Here is a 13,924-nt window from a genome sequence, read left to right as displayed (position 1 = left end):
ACTTGACTCTAACCTTAGGTCATACCTTATGTTTGTGATGTCAATCATTCAAACAGGTAAGATGATCCTTTATTCAGTCAAAAAACTCGCCCGGCTTGCTGGTGTCAGTGTGCGCACGCTGCATTTGTACGATCGGATGGGACTTTTGAAGCCTTCTGTGCGTACCGAGGCCAGGTACAGGATGTATGGAGAGAAAGAGCTTCTGCGGTTGCAGCAGATCCTGTTTTATAAAGAACTGGATTTTGCATTGCAGGAGATTCTGCAAATTCTTAATGATCCTGATTTCGACTTACTTCAAGCGCTTGAAAGTCACAAATCTGCATTGAAGGTCAGGGAAGAGCGGATCGCTAATTTGCTTGTTACGGTTGAAAAAACAATCGTTAATTTAAAAAATGGAGCTATGATGAATCACGAAGAGTTATATGCAGGCTTGCCCCGCGAGAAGGCGGAAGCTTACCGAAAAGAAGCCGCAGAAAAATGGGGTCCTGAGGTTGTTGAAAATGCGGAAAAAGAACTCGGTAAATTAAGTAAGGCTGAAATTGCCGACTTAATGGAAGAATCCAGGCAGCTAACAGAGCGACTTGCGGCATTAAGTCATGAAAATCCCCAGGGTAAACTGGTACAAACCGAAATCGCGAAACATTACGCGATAATAAGGCGTTTTTGGGGATCAACCAGATTAGCCGATCGGCAAGCCGAAGCTTATGCGGGTCTGGGGCAGCTTTATGTAGACGACCAACGCTACACGCTGATTGACGGGCAGCCAAATCCTGAATTTGCAGTATTTATGCGGGATGCAATGCGCTATTTCGCCGAGCAAAATCTGAACTAGCATAACTAATTACGGCATATCCAGTGCATTTATATGCATTGGATATGCCGTAATTAAAAATACGTTTACGGAAGCCGAAACGCCTGCCTGCCCAGCAGCAGCCAATCTCCTTTTACTTTTTGCCAAATCAAAAGAACGCCGAGACTGATCGGCGCGGGTTCTTTGCCTTTGTTGTGTGTTTCGCCTTTCAATTTGTGCCGCACCATGGCTACATCTCCTGATACAGAGACGGTTTGTTCGCTAAGGTCGATTTTTGTGAAGTTGGATTCGCCGCTGGTGAGCGCAAGTAAGAAAGCCTTTTTGTCTTCCATTAAACCGTTAGAGTGGCCGTAGGATAGGGCCGGGGAAGTGAGTTTTGTCAGATCTTCTTCTTTGGCATCCAGCAATGCAACCCGCAGTCTTTCAACCTGCGACGCAATGTTTTCTTCATCCGAGGATTGAGCGGAGACCGAAAGGTTGATCAGCAGCAAACAAGCAAATAGTAAAAGTGACTTTTTCATGGCATTAATTTTTATCAGGCATACTCCATTTCCGCCAAGAACATTTTCAGCGTTTCCATGGCGCCGTTTTGTTTTATTGAATGTAAATGTCCGACAATTCCTGTGATAAGCGACTCTGCCTTGCTCAGGTCTTTGCCCCAGATAGAAGCGTCTTTCAGTATCATCCTTACCATATCTTCGAGAGACGACATTTGCCATTTTTGATGGAAAAAAGCCGCTTTTTCATCCCGGATCAAATAATATTCGCCATTTGCCAAGCCAAAATACTGATCTCCGTCCCGGCGCGCGGGCTTCATATAATAGATGTAAGCCGCATAACCAAAGGTGGCATATTCCGGAAAACTTGCTTCCTGTTTTTCGTAGTTCAGAAAAGTTGGAGCTACCCGCGCGTGGATTTTTGCTGAATAATTCTGTGTGATATTCAGCCATTTATGCTGGATGTAGGGATTTTTAAAACGCTCCAATACTTGCCGGCTGAAATTCGCCGCCATTTCTTGGGGCACAGGATAGGGGATTGCAGGCGCAATTTCGGTGCGCATCAGGTTTGCAATGAATGTAGAGAAATCCGCATCTGACATCGCTTCAACGACCGTACTAAACCCGCACAAATGCGCCAGCCCGCTTCCTAATGTATGCGCGCCATTGAGTAAACGCAGTTTTAGCTCCCTGTACAGTTCAATATCCGGCTCGATCAACAAACCTTCATCAATCCCGTAAAAAGGAATTTTCTTGCGAATATTTTCATCCCCTTCAATCGCCCAAAGGTGGTAATGCTCGGCGGTGATAAGCAGCTCGTCTTTGTAACCCAGCTCTTCTTCCAGCTTTTTATGCAAACTTTCCTCCGGCTTTCCTGGTACTATTCTGTCTACCAGTGAATTGCAAAAATCATTGTGTTGTTCGATCCAGTCGATAAATGCCGGTTCCAGTCCGTTCCGGTGGGCCAGTTCGAGTACGATCGATTCCAGTTTTTTTCCATTGTCCGTGATCAGCTCGGTCGGGATAATCACCACGCCGGCCTCCGTACTTCCCGAAAATGCGACATAACGCGCATATAAAAACGCCAGCAGCTTGCCCGGAAAAGATACCGGCGGCCACTGGTAAATATCGTCCTGAACGAGTTGAATGCCCGTTTCAGTAGTATTTGAGATCACGATACCAATTGCAGGATTGCGCGCCAGATCGAGCACAAGCGACCATTGTGATTTGGCATAAATAACGCGGCTGATCGCGGACGAAATGATATTTTCCTCTTCCACATTCCCGTTCACAATCCCACGAGTGCAAAGTGTGTAAAGATTATTTTGTCGGTCAAATGCTTTTAAATCGCCTTTGTCGGTGGATTTGACCACGACGATCCGGCCATTAAAAACGCCTTCCCTGTTGGCTTTATCTATAAAAAAATCAGCAAGCCCGCGCAGAAAAGCGCCGGTGCCAAATTGAAGTACTTTTTCGGGCAGTTGAAAAACCGAATCCTGCGGAACCGTCACGCCAGGGTGATTTTTGAGCTGCCGCAACTTCTCGCGAAAAAGATAGTTCATGGTATTTGCATTGTTGCGCCGGAACGGATGCAGTGTCTTTGGTCCGCCTGGTTGAGAAAATTGATTTGTCTTTTTCGGGGTAAGGGCTAAATTTAACGTCTGTTCTACTATGACTGCACCTGAACGAGTTTAGACCGAATAATTAGAAATATCAAATACTGAATTGTCTTTTTTTGTGCAATCGTTATCGGGAACGTTGCCAGTTGACAGGATAAATCCTGAACTTACCCTCTATTTATAATTCAATAGTGATTTTACTTGAAACGGATCGGAAATTTGATTTCTCCGGTCTATTCTTAAGTTGGAATAAACCAATTTTCTTTTGGAAGCAATTACAATCAAGGATATTGCAAAAGCGCTGAATTTGTCCACTTCAACCGTTTCGCGCGCGCTGCGTAACAGTTATGAGATCAATCCGGAGACCAAGAAGCTGGTCATGGAATATGCGGAGCGAATGAACTACCGGCCCAATCCGATCGCGTTGAGTTTGAAGGATAGCAAGAGTAAATCGATCGGCGTAATCATTCCGGAAATCGCAAACCATTTTTTTTCACAACTCATAAATGGTATTGAATCCATTGCGTATAATCTTGGCTATCATGTAGTTATATTTCAAAGTCACGATTCTTACGAGCGGGAAGTTGCCAATACCAATTACCTGGTTTCAAGAAAAGTGGACGGTTTGCTCGTTTCACTGGCAAGTTTGACCACCGATCTTTTTCACTTTCAGGATCTGATGGAAAGAGGGTTACCGATCGTCTTTCTGGATCGGGTACCCAAGGAAATTGAAACGCATAAAGTGGTAGCCGATAATTTTGCCGGAGCTTACGAGGCGACGAAGCATTTGATCCACTCGGGCCGAAAACGCATTGCGCATTTAACCAGCCCGATTTATTTGTCAAATACGACCGAGCGTTTGGCTGGATACAAGCAGGCTTTGGAGGATCATCAACTTCCTTTTGATGAATCTTATGTAAAATATTGCCACTACGGCGGCAAGATCGTGAGTGAAAATGAGGCGGCTATTCAGGAAATGCTAAGCCTGCCCGAGCCGCCAGATGCTATTTTTACAGCAAGCGATAAGCTCACTACGGGCTGTATGGCGGTTTTACAACAAAAAAAGATCAGGATTCCCGATGAAATTGCGATCGTAGGTTTCACCAATATTGGTGTTGCAGACCTGCTGAATCCACCGCTGACGGCCGTTGTCCAGCCTGCGATGGATATGGGGCAGCAGGCAGTGGAACTGCTGATCCGGCTGATCGAACATCCGCAGAAAAACGCCGAATTCGAAATCCGCTCTCTTAAAACTTCGCTGATTATCCGTCAGTCTTCCGGGCATTCGTAAATTCGCTTTTTGTATCAATCAAAAAGAATATGATCAGTCTACCTGTCGGCGACGCCCTGTTTAATTACCGCGTTGCGGGAGTTGCCGTTTTGAATGGAAAGTTACTTTTGCACAAAACTCCCTCTGACAAATTTTGGAGCCTGCCGGGCGGAAGAGCGGAGATTTTCGAATTTTCAAATGATACCCTCGCGCGCGAAATGCAAGAGGAAACCGGACTGGAAGTTGCAGTCGGCGAGCTGATCTGGATTTCTGAGAATTTCTTTGTTTACAATGGAAAAAAATACCACGAGCTCGGGTTTTATTACCTGATGGAAATTCATGGCCTGACCGATCAATCCGATTTCGTCGGTGCGGAGGGGCAGGACGAGCTGCTATTCAAGTGGATTGATGTGGAAGAGCTGGAATCCAATCGCATTTATCCGGAATTTGTGGCAGAGGAACTTTCAAAATCACCACTCGAACGTAGGCATTTCACCTCCGGTTTTATTGATTTGGACAAATAAAGTCTAGATTACCAGCCGAAACTTCACTCCAAAATACGATACGATGCATTTCACTTCCGGGCTGAAATCCAAACTGCCCCATATAGGTACGACGATTTTTACCAGAATGTCCAAGCTCGCCGAGGAGCACCGCGCGCTGAACCTGTCGCAGGGTTTCCCCGAGTTCGACTGCTCACCCGATTTACAGCGATTAGTTGATAAATATATCAGGTCGGGGAAAAACCAATATGCGCCGATGGCGGGCGTAATGCCTCTGCGTGAGGCTATTGCTAAGAAAGCGCTTGAGTTGACCGGCAGGGAATATCATCCTGAAACAGAAATTACGATCACCAGCGGCGCTACCGAAGCTTTGTATGTGGCGATCACGACGGTCGTCAATCCCGGCGATGAGGTGATCGTTTTTGAACCTGCGTATGATAGTTACGTTCCCGCGATCGAGCTGAGTGGCGGAATTCCGGTATTCGTCACGCTGGATCCGCAATATGATTCAATTGACTGGCAGATGGTAGCGTCTAAAATCACTGAGAAAACGGTCGCAATATTGGTCAATACGCCGCACAATCCTACTGGTAATGTATTCACAGCGAGCGATATACAAAGCTTGGCGGGCCTGGCCGAGGCGCACAACTTGTACGTGATTAGCGACGAGGTTTACGAGCATATTATTTTCGACGACCGTGCCCACGTTTCTGCGGCTTCAATTCCTTCCCTTGCTTCGCGTACTTTTTTATGTGGTTCTTTTGGTAAAACATTTCACACTACCGGCTGGAAATTAGGCTATTGCCTGGCACCAGCTGCATTAACGGCGGAATTTCGTAAAATCCACCAGTTTTTGGTTTTCAGTGTGGTAACTCCATTTCAGTTTGCAGTGGCAGAATACCTTTCGGAACCTGAGCATTATTTAAGGTTATCCGATTTTTACCAACAGAAAAGAGACCTGTTTTTGAAAGCTGTTGAAGGTATTGGATTTATAACAAAACCTTCGGAAGGTACCTTTTTTCAAAATCTCTCTTATCAGAATTTATCTGATGAAAACGACGTAGCTCTTGCCGAGCGGTTGACAAGGGGGTTCAAAGTAGCGTCTATCCCAGTATCTGCATTTTACAGTCAAACGGTTGACTACAAGACGCTAAGGTTCTGTTTTGCGAAAAATGATGATACGCTGTTGAAGGGAGCTGAATATTTGCAGGGAGTGATTTGGTAGTCACGAAAAAAGTCGTACATTGGTGTGACAATATTCGGATTATGAGAAAGATATCTTATGATAAGCTCGATGAAGGTACGCCGCTGCGAATTGCGGCCGAGCCGGAAGTACTGTACCTGGCGCACCGGACCAGGCAAGGGTTTTCGATTAGTCAGTTTCAGAAACTCGCTGAAAAGCTGCCATTTACCCAGCTCGAATGGGCGGATATTTTACATATCAGTGACAGGACATTGCAGCGATATATGAAGGACAGCAAGCCTTTTGAAGGCTTGTATGCTGAGCATCTTTACCAGCTCGAAAATATGGCCAATCTTGGTTTACAGATATTCCCTTCTCCAAAAGTATTGGAAGAATGGCTTCGGAAGCCCCGCCTGGTACTGGGAGAAATGCAGGATTTTAGCACACTAAAATCCTTCTGGGGCGTGAAGCTAATCGCTAATGAACTGGGAAGGATCGAACACGGGGTTTATATATGATCGTGTACCGGCTGGCAGCGAAACAGTATATTAACGATCTCACAGGCACCGGCGCGAAGCTTTTCGGCGGCAGGTGGAATCCGGTCGGAAAGGCTTGTATTTACACCAGTGCGCACATTTCACTCGCTTTGCTGGAAAAATTTGTCCATGCCAATCACCAGGAAAATATGCAGCGGATCGCATTGCTGCGCCTCGAACTACCGGACAACAGTGACCTTATTTTTCATGCCGACGAAAAATTGCTGAAAGAATCCTGGCCAGACGACGTTTCCTATTCGCAATGGATCGGAGAGCAGGTTTTGAGCGACGCGTCGGTGATAGGGTTCTCAGTTCCTTCTGCAATTGTCCCCTCAGAAAGGAACTACATTTTGAACCCGCTGGCGAAAGATTTTAATAGGGTCAAAACAATGGCGATTACGGATTTCACAGCAGACTTCCGTTTGCTTTCCAAGCTGCTTCCCTGATTGTTACTTCTTGAATAATAATGCTTTAATAGGCTGTATTTTGGTGATGATCAGTGTAGGTATCAGCAAGATTAAGGCTGATATTACTACCGTAGCAATATTGACTGCAAGAAAAATGGGCCAGTCGAAAACGATGGGCACGGTGTCCATGTAATAATTTACAGGATCGAGCGAGATCAGTTTGAATTGATATTGCAGCCAGCAAAGTAGTAAGCCGGTAATATTTCCAATGATCAATCCCAGTCTCACCATATACAATCCCACACTGAAAAATACCCTGCGGATCTGACCATTCGGGCTTCCCAATGTTTTCAAAAGCCCGATCAAAGGTGTCCGTTCCATGATCATGACCAGCAAAATGGAGATCATATTGAAGCAGGCGACGAACAATATCAGTGTAAGAAAAACGGCTGTATTCCGGTCTAAGAGTATCAGCCAGTCGAAGATCTGCGGATAAGTGCTGGTTACTTTTTGCAGGAATATCCCCGGCGGAAGTATCGTTCTGAGCTGATTCGCAACCCGGTCGAGGTCGCGGAAATCTTTTAAATAGATCTCATAAGTACCTACCGAATCTTTTCCCCAACCATTGAGCCGCTGCACCAGACCCAGGTCGCCGATGATCAGGTTGTTATCAAACTCCTCCATTTGGGTATCGTAAATGCCGCATATCGTCAGCTTGCGTGGTCGGGGCGGATTTTGCAAAGAGTACATAATCACATCGTCGCCAATTTTCAAACGGAGCTCGGCGGCAATTTTCCGGCTGATCAGAATTTCCGAAGAGTAACCGTATTTGATAGAAGACGAGTCGGTGTGACCGATCAGCTTTCCTTCTTTCAGGCTGCTTTTAAACGTTTGCCAGTCATAATCTTTACCTACACCTTTCAAAATCACCCCTTTAATTTCCTCCGGCGTTTTCAATATCCCCGACTTATGCGCGACAGTCTGCCACCGTTTGATTTCCGGAATTTGCGGTAATGCAATCGAAACAGGATTTGGAACGGACATCGGGCCTTCCTCGTACGAATTGCCCTGCGAATAGGAGGTTATATTAATGTGCGCACCAAAAAGAAAGATCTTCTCCTGAATGGTTTGTTTGAAACCGAGCAGCACGGCGAAGGCGATGATCCCTACGGAAATCCCGATCGCGATACTGGCGACGCCAATCCTGGAAACTGTTGCAGAAAACGACCCTGCTTCGTTGTGACGGATGCGTTTGGCGATGAAGGAGGGGAATTGCAAGAGGAATCTGTTGGTTAATTTATATGTTGACAAAAATAAGGGAAAAACTTTACCGGTACGAAAAGGCAAATTTTATTAAGTTGCCGGCATGTAGTTTTTAGGGAGAGTCAAAAACGTCCTTCAACAGAATAAGTCTTCATGCCACTAATCAAAGTAGCTTCCGGAACAGTTAACCAAACGCCGATGGCGTGGGAATCCAATACGCGCAACATCATCGGGGCGATTCGCGAAGGCCGGAAACAGCAGGTGAGCCTGCTTTGTCTGCCCGAATTGTGTATCACCGGCTACAATTGCGACGATTATTTTTTCGCGCCCGATCTGATGGTTCAGGCCGAAAAATGCCTGCTGGAAATTGTGCAGGAAACCTCGGGAATGATCGTGGCCGTGGGACTTCCGCTAAGACACAATAACAGTATTTATAATGCGGCCTGTTTGATCTCGAATAAGCAGATCGCCGGTTTTTATTGCAAGCAAAATCTGGCAAATAACGGTATACACTATGAAGCGCGCTGGTTTCGTCCCTGGCAGCCAGGCCATATTGAAAGCATTGAGATAAACCAGATGTTCTACCCGATCGGAGACGTGATCTTCGACCTCAGTACCGGCCCGATCCAAGGCGGTTCGAACGGGGTGAAAGTTGCATTTGAGATTTGTGAAGATGGCTGGGTATCCAACCGGCCTGCCCGCAGGCATTATGAGCGCGGCGTTGATATTATACTAAATCCAAGCGCCAGCCACTTCGCATTCCATAAATTTATGACGCGTGAAAAGCTGGTAGTAGACGCTTCCAGGACGTTTTCTTGCAGCTATATTTATACAAACCTACTGGGTAACGAAGCCGGCCGCGCGATTTATGACGGCGACGCGATGATCGCTTCCAACGGGGAGCTACTCGCTTCGAGCCAGCGTTTCAGCTACGAAGATTTCCTGATCACGACGGCAGTAATTGATACCGATTACACGAAATTAAGTCAGGTACAGAGCAAGATCACGGTGGCAATCAAGGATAAAACCTGGCGTGTTCCGGCGCGTTACGATTTTCCGGATATTGAGCCTGTATTACCGCAGGTGCCTGAAATTGAGCCTTTTGAAAAAGGAGGCGCATTAAAGGAAGAGGAATTTGCGCGTGCAGTTTGTCTGGCTCTTTTTGATTACCTGAGAAAAAGCCGCTCGAACGGTTTCACGATCTCACTTTCGGGAGGTGCTGATTCCTGCGCCTGTACTGCACTTTGCGGGTTGATGATCCGGCTGGCCGATGAAAGTATTGGTATGGACAGGTTAAAGGAAAAGCTGTCTTACATCAAAGAGATACAATCGGCCGAGACGGAAGAAGATTTGGCAAAAGCATTGATCCATAACATTTACCAGGGAACAGAAAACAGTTCTTCTGACACGCTGGAATCGGCTCAATCGCTGGCAGAATCCATTGGTTCTACTTTCTATAATATCAATATCAATGGACTGGTAGAAACTTATAAGGGGCTGATCGAAGAACAGATAGGTCGGAAGCTTACCTGGGAGCAGGATGATATCGCACTGCAAAATATCCAGGCGCGGGTCCGTGCCCCGGGTGTCTGGTTACTTACTAATTTATCAAATCACCTGTTACTTTCCACATCCAATCGCTCGGAAGCTGCGGTAGGGTACGCGACCATGGATGGAGACACGGCGGGGAGCATTAGTCCGCTGGCAGGTATTGATAAATTTTATCTGCGGCAATGGTTGCGTTGGCTCGAAACGGCCGGCTGTGAAGTAAAAGGCAAGCATATTAAAATTGAAGGCCTGAAAAAAGTAAATAGCCTGCAACCGACTGCCGAATTGCGCCCACTCGCCCAGACACAAACCGACGAGGCCGATTTAATGCCTTATGAATTTTTGAATGAGCTGGAAAGGCTGGCGATCCGGGACAAAAAATCTCCGCTGGAATCGTACAGAAATCTGCATGTGCGTTACAAAGGCTTGTATGCCGATGAGCAAATACTTGCCTGGACTGAGCGGTTTTTCAAGTTATGGAGCCGGAACCAGTGGAAGCGCGAACGTTACGCACCTTCTTTCCATCTTGATGATCTGAACCTTGATCCAAGATCGTGGTGCCGGTTCCCGATACTTTCGGGCGGTTTTGAGCGGGAACTGGAAGAACTGAGGGCGTATTTTGAAGGTAACCCGGTGCAGAACGGAAGAAAGCGTATTGGATTCTAATTGCAAAAACGAATACCGGCCTGAAAGCCCAGCCATTGGTAAACCTGCTGGGCCGGCCCGGCATTCGTTCCCAGCCAAATCGGCTGTATTCCCTTTTTGTCTGTTGTTTTCAAGACATTTGGGGTCGCGGAGGTGAGCAAGCTTACAGCAGGGCCGGCGAAAAGTGCAAATTTGTTAGCCAGCTTTTTTTCAATAGACACTGATAGTCTAAATACGCCGGTATCAATCTCTTCTATCTTCTGATCTTTAAAAAACACGACGCTGCCTGTCAGATCCGCATTTGCGGCCCAGCCTTTACCAAGCGACTGAGCTGTTCCGAAGCCATAACCCAAACTTCCCAGCGGCTTGTCTGCTGCTGTTCCATTGAAGCTCAACGTGAAAATGTTATAAAACCGGCTGACACCCGTTTTGAATGCAGTACTAAAATAGCTGAACTCGTCCGTCGCAAATTCGTAGCGCCTGTAACCGTTGCGGCGCACGTAACTGAATAGACCGAAAGGCACCGTCGCCGAGGAGTCAGCGTAATTGACAATCCCGATCTGGTGGCCCGAGCGCACTGTATTGGCATAATTGTAACTCAACGACAGTTGGTAACCTCTCAAAGTCCCGACCACCACATTGCCCACACCCGCCAGCTGAAAACCAGCAAAATTCCCGCCTGTGTAGTTAATCACATTTGTACCCTGAAATCCATGAAAATTACCGAGTGTCAGGTTGAGGAAATTGGCATATTGAAAACCGCTTACATTTCTGCCGACGATATTACTGATACCCGCCAGCTGAAACCCCTTTACATTTCCCCGGACCACATTGAAAAAACTGCCGATCTCCAACTTGTTGACTCCCAGAGAATAACCAGCAATAAAGTTGATGGAATAATCATTTACGATATTCCCGCTTAGCTCGTGGTTAGTGCCCAGAAACGGTAAAACCGACGCCTGAAAAGGTCGGTACAGTGTGTCGGCAATATTTCGTGTGTGCACAGCCTGCTTGGCGGAGGCGAATGCATTCACGAAGCTGTTCTGGACTTTTTGGTATGTTTTTACAAATCGCTCATATTCCCTTCCGATCACGCGATCTTCGGCGTCGTGGACTGGTAATGTATCTGGAATAACCTCATTTTGAGTAACCTGCGTTTTGGGAATCGCTATTTTATGATGCAGCGAATCCTCGCGTACGCTGATGAATGTCTGGGATTTGGGTGAAATGGGCCGGAGCGTGTCCGGGTTTAGCTTGATTTGCAGATAAGTATCCTGCTTGCTGGTAATGGAAATACTCTTGCCCACATATTCCTCTTTCCTGACTTCCAGCCGGATCACGCCGGGAGAAGCGGGCAACCGGATTTTGTAATAACCATATTGATTACTGACCGCGGAGGCGAGTGTGACCGACTCGTAGATACTCGCATTGGCCAGTTTATTGCCCGTGCGATTGTCTATAATATAGCCGTTCAGATTAAATTCCTCCGGCTCTTTCGGCTTCTCGGGCTCATCGTTTTTTTGCAGGATAATATATTTCCGGCGCTCTTTGAATGTTACTTTATTTTTGAAAAGCGCGTTCAAAATGTCCCTTATGCGCTCGCCGGAAGCATTTATGCTAACCCGCGATTTGATGTCGATCATATCCGGGCTGTACGAAAAGCTGAAATTGCCCAGCTCGGCGATCTGCTGCAAAGTTTCGTCCAGGGGCTGATTATTGACCCGGATCGAAATGCGTTTTTCCAAAAGATCCTGCGCGGAAACTGAATTACTAAAAGTCAGCGTAAATAGCAGCAAAATGATTGGTAAGGAATATATCCTGCTCGTCAGTAGCTGAATATGATATTTACTGACAACCATCTCCATCCAGCCAATATACTTTTCCTTCTTTTCTAAGATCGAGATTCAGCGTTTCGGCGATTACTGCCAGCGTCGCATCAAGTGGTTCCTTTTCGAACTTGATCGTCAACCTGCATTGCGCGATCTGCTGGTTGGTAAGCCTCACATCCACGTGGTAACCGTCCCGGATCGTGGCTATTACTTCGTTCAGGTTGGTCGCCGTGAAATCAAATACCTGCGTGCGGTAGCCCATCACATTCATATTGGCCTGCAAGCTTTTGATCGTGTCCGACAAAACTTCTGCACTCTGGCCTTTCATCAGTTCTACCTTTTTGGAAGCATTACTTACCAGCACTTTTCCAGTAGCTACATCTACCCGCACCGGCGCTTTCTCGTAAGCTTTTACATTAAACGACGTGCCTAAAACGCGGATTTCAGTACCATTTGCATTGATTACAAAAGGATGTTCCTTATCCGGCGTCACATCAAAAAACGCTTCACCTTGCAGGGAAACTGTCCGCAGGTCGCCCTTGAAATCCTCGGGATAAGTGATTGCAGAGTTGTAGTTCAAAAAAACTTTGGTACCGTCGGGCAAAAGCTGCTCTTTGGTATTATTGGTAGTCGCGACGGTGAGTGGGGCGGATTGTTTTTGATTAATATAAAACCACCCGAATGCCATTACCAGCAGCGCCACCACTGCCGCCGCCCAGATCGTTACGGGGAATTTTTTGCTTGCAGGTCTTTGGTCAAAATCAATGCGGCGCGGCTCCCGGGATACAGGCGGAACTGTCGCTGCGCTTGCCTCCATTTTCTTTTTTACCTTATTCCAGGCCAGATCCGTATTCACTTCTTTCCTTTGCGGAATAGAAGCCGAATGCATCCAAATGAAGCGATAGGCGGCAAGTTCCTGCTCGTTTTCAAGGGATATTGCCCGCCAGTTGTCGACGATATTTCTTTCTTCCTCCGTTGCGGTTTCTGCCAAGTAACGTGCCAGCAGCTCTTCCGATATATTTTCGTGAAACTGGCTCATGACAAAGACGCGATTAACTGTTCAACAAATAAATAAACCGGCCAAAGCATGGAAGGCAGATAATCCGCCAGTTCAAGGCGTAAAATTTTAAGTGCTTTCCCTATCTGATTTTCAACGGTTTTAATAGAAATCCCTAACTGATCTGCGATTTCCTGGTATTTCAATTCTTCGAAGCGACTCATCCTGAATGCTTTCTGGCATTGTTCGGGAAGGGTACTTACTGCTTTTTCAATCCGCTCTTCCAACTCATTCGCATGGATTACTTCGGTAACAGAATCGTAGGATCCGCTTGAAAAATACAGGGTATGTTCCCGGTGTACTTCGCGCACAGAAGCGTGTTTGAAACGGTTAAGACAGTGATTATGGACCGCCCGGTACAAGTAAGATTTGAGGGACAGCGTGATTTCAAGATCTTCCCTTTTCTCCCAGATCGTCAGGAAAACGGTTTGCACAACCTCTTCTGCTTCCTCATCATCTTTGAGCAGCGAGGCGGCATAATTACAAAGCCGGGGGTAATACAGACGAAAAGTCTTTTCGAAGGCCTCTTCATCGCCCCGCCTGATCGCAGCAACAATATCTGGGTCGGAAGGTTGCACAGATTTCTGTTTTTGATTTTCGGTCAAAAATAGAAAATCTCTTTCGATTAGCGGCTGAGGATATGTTTGAGCGGTCGAAGTCAAGCTTAAATTCCTTTTTTCTACGACAATCTACGCCGCCGTTACCCCTATTTAGAGAAAAAATATTCTTGAATAGGGGGATTGCAGGGAGCAGTTG

At 46.5% G+C, this 13,924-nt stretch carries 13 protein-coding genes; 7 read left to right on the top strand and 6 right to left on the bottom strand.

What is annotated here, in order from left to right:
* The first annotated feature begins 61 nt into the window (after window positions 1-61).
* Entirely contained in the window at window positions 62-832 is a 771-nt protein-coding gene (locus LZG94_RS14565) for a MerR family transcriptional regulator (protein ID WP_233792597.1), read from the top strand.
* A 65-nt stretch (window positions 833-897) separates the two neighbouring features.
* Here LZG94_RS14565 and LZG94_RS14560 read toward each other — a convergent pair whose 3' ends face one another.
* A complete protein-coding gene (locus LZG94_RS14560) occupies window positions 898-1,332 on the bottom strand; it encodes a nuclear transport factor 2 family protein (protein ID WP_233792596.1) in 435 nt (144 codons plus the stop codon).
* A 14-nt stretch (window positions 1,333-1,346) separates the two neighbouring features.
* On the bottom strand, window positions 1,347-2,870 hold the full coding sequence (locus LZG94_RS14555) for a tagaturonate reductase (RefSeq protein WP_233792595.1): 1,524 nt from the start codon (window positions 2,868-2,870) through the stop codon (window positions 1,347-1,349).
* Window positions 2,871-3,192: 322 nt separating this feature from the next.
* Here LZG94_RS14555 and LZG94_RS14550 point away from each other — a divergent pair, with 322 nt between their 5' ends.
* The 5 genes from LZG94_RS14550 to LZG94_RS14530 are packed head-to-tail and all read left to right on the top strand — an operon-like array spanning window position 3,193 to window position 6,865.
* Window positions 3,193-4,218, top strand: a complete 1,026-nt coding sequence (locus LZG94_RS14550) for a LacI family DNA-binding transcriptional regulator (RefSeq protein ID WP_233792594.1) — start codon at window positions 3,193-3,195, stop codon at window positions 4,216-4,218.
* A gap of 29 nt (window positions 4,219-4,247) precedes the next feature.
* The gene (locus LZG94_RS14545; RefSeq protein WP_233792593.1) at window positions 4,248-4,721 is read left to right on the top strand and encodes an NUDIX hydrolase; all 474 of its coding nucleotides are present in this window, start codon (window positions 4,248-4,250) and stop codon (window positions 4,719-4,721) included.
* A gap of 43 nt (window positions 4,722-4,764) precedes the next feature.
* Window positions 4,765-5,925, top strand: a complete 1,161-nt coding sequence (locus LZG94_RS14540) for a methionine aminotransferase (RefSeq protein WP_233792592.1) — start codon at window positions 4,765-4,767, stop codon at window positions 5,923-5,925.
* Between the two features lie 41 nt (window positions 5,926-5,966).
* A complete protein-coding gene (locus LZG94_RS14535) occupies window positions 5,967-6,401 on the top strand; it encodes an antitoxin Xre-like helix-turn-helix domain-containing protein (protein WP_233792591.1) in 435 nt (144 codons plus the stop codon).
* On the top strand, window positions 6,398-6,865 hold the full coding sequence (locus LZG94_RS14530) for an RES family NAD+ phosphorylase (RefSeq protein WP_233792590.1): 468 nt from the start codon (window positions 6,398-6,400) through the stop codon (window positions 6,863-6,865). Before LZG94_RS14535 ends, LZG94_RS14530 begins: the two co-directional genes overlap by 4 nt.
* Before the next feature lie 3 nt (window positions 6,866-6,868).
* Here LZG94_RS14530 and LZG94_RS14525 read toward each other — a convergent pair whose 3' ends face one another.
* Complete coding sequence (locus LZG94_RS14525; RefSeq protein WP_233792589.1) at window positions 6,869-8,104, bottom strand: FtsX-like permease family protein; 1,236 nt, start codon at window positions 8,102-8,104, stop codon at window positions 6,869-6,871.
* A gap of 138 nt (window positions 8,105-8,242) precedes the next feature.
* On the opposite strand from LZG94_RS14525, the gene nadE reads away from it, so the two are divergent.
* The gene (nadE, locus tag LZG94_RS14520; protein ID WP_233792588.1) at window positions 8,243-10,303 is read left to right on the top strand and encodes an NAD(+) synthase; all 2,061 of its coding nucleotides are present in this window, start codon (window positions 8,243-8,245) and stop codon (window positions 10,301-10,303) included.
* Here the strand turns inward: nadE and LZG94_RS14515 are convergent.
* The 3 genes from LZG94_RS14515 to LZG94_RS14505 are packed head-to-tail and all read right to left on the bottom strand — an operon-like array spanning window position 10,300 to window position 13,746.
* Window positions 10,300-12,147: a carboxypeptidase-like regulatory domain-containing protein gene (locus LZG94_RS14515; protein ID WP_233792587.1), complete on the bottom strand. Its 1,848-nt coding sequence runs from the start codon at window positions 12,145-12,147 to the stop codon at window positions 10,300-10,302. The genes nadE and LZG94_RS14515 overlap by 4 nt on opposite strands.
* Window positions 12,128-13,150: a FecR family protein gene (locus tag LZG94_RS14510; protein WP_233792586.1), complete on the bottom strand. Its 1,023-nt coding sequence runs from the start codon at window positions 13,148-13,150 to the stop codon at window positions 12,128-12,130. The genes LZG94_RS14515 and LZG94_RS14510 overlap by 20 nt, the downstream gene beginning before the upstream one ends.
* A complete protein-coding gene (locus tag LZG94_RS14505) occupies window positions 13,147-13,746 on the bottom strand; it encodes an RNA polymerase sigma-70 factor (RefSeq protein ID WP_233792585.1) in 600 nt (199 codons plus the stop codon). The genes LZG94_RS14510 and LZG94_RS14505 overlap by 4 nt, the downstream gene beginning before the upstream one ends.
* Window positions 13,747-13,924 lie beyond the last annotated feature (178 nt).

Source organism: Dyadobacter sp. CY343, from assembly GCF_021390335.1.
In the GTDB taxonomy this organism is placed as follows: Bacteria; Bacteroidota; Bacteroidia; order Cytophagales; family Spirosomataceae; genus Dyadobacter.
The sequence above is the reverse complement of the archived record's forward strand: the minus strand, read 5'-3'. Positions and strand labels throughout refer to the sequence as shown.

Coding starts and splice junctions, on each gene's coding strand:
- LZG94_RS14530 (WP_233792590.1), top strand. CDS start 6,398: ATGATCGTGTACCGGCTGGCAGCGAAACAGTATATTAACGATCTCACA.
- LZG94_RS14540 (WP_233792592.1), top strand. CDS start 4,765: ATGCATTTCACTTCCGGGCTGAAATCCAAACTGCCCCATATAGGTACG.
- LZG94_RS14545 (WP_233792593.1), top strand. CDS start 4,248: ATGATCAGTCTACCTGTCGGCGACGCCCTGTTTAATTACCGCGTTGCG.
- LZG94_RS14515 (WP_233792587.1), bottom strand. CDS start 12,147: ATGGAGATGGTTGTCAGTAAATATCATATTCAGCTACTGACGAGCAGG.
- LZG94_RS14565 (WP_233792597.1), top strand. CDS start 62: ATGATCCTTTATTCAGTCAAAAAACTCGCCCGGCTTGCTGGTGTCAGT.
- LZG94_RS14560 (WP_233792596.1), bottom strand. CDS start 1,332: ATGAAAAAGTCACTTTTACTATTTGCTTGTTTGCTGCTGATCAACCTT.
- nadE (WP_233792588.1), top strand. CDS start 8,243: ATGCCACTAATCAAAGTAGCTTCCGGAACAGTTAACCAAACGCCGATG.
- LZG94_RS14555 (WP_233792595.1), bottom strand. CDS start 2,870: ATGAACTATCTTTTTCGCGAGAAGTTGCGGCAGCTCAAAAATCACCCT.
- LZG94_RS14510 (WP_233792586.1), bottom strand. CDS start 13,150: ATGAGCCAGTTTCACGAAAATATATCGGAAGAGCTGCTGGCACGTTAC.
- LZG94_RS14535 (WP_233792591.1), top strand. CDS start 5,967: ATGAGAAAGATATCTTATGATAAGCTCGATGAAGGTACGCCGCTGCGA.